Genomic DNA, 1,657 nt, shown 5'->3' on the forward strand with positions numbered 1-1,657 from the left:
ATTGCTCAGGGTGACAGTGACAGGCGAGCCCGCAGCGTTGGTCAGGGTGGCGGTGTAAACAATCGAACCGCCTTCAGCGACAGTGTCAGTTGCCGAGAGCGTCAGGCCAGTGGTGTCCTGCACATCGGTAACGGTGGTGTCCGCTGGAGTAGCGTCGATGTCCAGTTTTTCGTAGTTGCCGCCCTGGGCGTCGTCGATTTTGACGCTCAGGCTGTCGCCGCCTGCGAGGGCGTCGTTTGGCGTGACGAAATTCACGGTGCCACTGCTGGCGCCAACCGGAATGGTAATGGTCTGGCCGTTGCTCAACGTTACGACGAGCGGGGCGTCAGTGACCGGAGCATTGACCGAAGCGGTGTAAACGACAGTACCGCCTTCGGCGACATTCGCGGTCGCAGTGAGCGAAACGGTGCTGGTGTCGATGGTGTCGGTGACGTCAGTCACCGCAGGCGCGGTGCTCGGCACCAGGTTCTCGAAGTTACCGCCAGTGGCGTTGTCGATGCTGACTTCGACTTTGCCGGCGTCTTTATAGACGTCGTCTGTTGGGGCGTCGACGGTCACGGTGCCGGTGGTGGCGCCTGCTGCGATGTTGATGACGGCGCCGTTGTTCAGGGTCACAGTAACAGGCGAGCCAGCGGCGTTGGTCAGGGTAGCGGTGTAAACAATCGAACCGCCTTCAGCAACGGTATCGGTTGCACTCAAGGTCAGGCCGGTAGTGTCCTGCACATCGGTAACGGTGGTGTCCGCCGGAGTAGCGTCGATGTCCAGTTTTTCGTAGTTGCCGCCCTGGGCGTCGTCGATCTTCACGCTCAGGTTGTCGCCGCCTGCGAGGGCGTCGTTTGGCGTAACGAAGTTCACCGAAGAGGAGCTGGCGCCGACCGGAATGGTGATGCTTTGACCGTTCGACAGGGTAACGACCAACGGAGCGCCAGTTACCGGGGCGTTGACCGAAGCGGTGTAAACCACGGCCCCACCTTCGGCCACCGTCGAAGTCGCAGTGAGCGAAACGGTGCTGGTGTCGATGGTGTCGGTGACGTCAGTCACCGCAGGCGTGGTGCTCGGCACCAGGTTTTCGAAGTTGCCGCCCGTGGCGTTATCGATGCTGACTTCAACTTTGCCGGCGTCTTTATAGACGTCGTCTGTTGGGGCGTCGACGGTCACGGTGCCGGTGGTGGCGCCTGCTGCGATGTTGATCACCGCGCCGTTGCTCAGGGTCACAGTGACAGGCGAGCCCGCAGCGTTGGTCAATGTTGCGGTGTAAACAATCGAACCGCCTTCAGCGACAGTGTCAGTTGCCGAGAGCGTCAGGCCGGTGGTGTCCTGCACATCGGTAACGGTGGTGTCCGCTGGAGTGGCGTCGATGTCCAGTTTTTCGTAGTTGCCACCCTGGGCGTCGTCGATCTTCACGCTCAGGTTGTCGCCGCCTGCGAGGGCGTCGTTTGGCGTAACGAAGTTCACGGTGCCGCTGCTGGCGCCGACCGGAATGGTAATGGTCTGACCGTTGCTCAACGTTACGACGAGTGGGGCGTCAGTGACCGGTGCATTGACCGAAGCGGTGTACACCACGGTCCCACCTTCGGCCACAGTCGAAGTCGCTGTGAGCGAAACAGTGCTGGTGTCGATGGTGTCGGTGACATCGGTCACTGCTGGTGTAGTACTT

1 protein-coding gene is annotated in these 1,657 nt (G+C 61.0%); it reads right to left on the reverse strand.

What is annotated here, in order from left to right; translation table 11 throughout:
• Nucleotides 1–1,657: immunoglobulin-like domain-containing protein (locus tag AC09SL_RS29385; protein ID WP_479571992.1), on the reverse strand; the 1,657-nt coding region annotated here is incomplete at both ends.

It is taken from the genome of Pseudomonas sp. PF05 (genome assembly GCF_056521845.1).